The sequence below is a fragment of the Paenibacillus sp. LS-5 genome (assembly GCF_056121505.1).
The window spans coordinates 1-269 of sequence record NZ_JBWAVA010000081.1; the positions used below are offsets into that span (position 1 = coordinate 1).

A 269-nucleotide genomic window follows, 5' to 3' on the forward strand; every position below is an offset into this window, starting at 1 on the left:
TTTAAGATCACGCTGATCTATGTGCTTCTCATTATCATCGCCATGCAGATTATCGGCGTGTACTTTGTGAAACAGGTGGAGAATTCTCTTCTCAAGTCCTATGAATTATCGTTAAATCAGCGGATTGACAATCTATCCTATTATATTGAGCAGGAATATAAAGGAGATAATGACAGCACCGTCATTAAAGATGACGTCAAACGGATTTTGAATGATTTTACGAAGAATAATGAAATACGGGAGATTACATTTGTTGATAAAAGCTATGA

1 pseudogene is annotated in these 269 nt (G+C 35.7%); it reads left to right on the plus strand.

What is annotated here, in order from left to right:
* Positions 1 to 269: pseudogene (locus AC0MA3_RS26540) on the plus strand (cell wall metabolism sensor histidine kinase WalK); the annotation flags it as partial.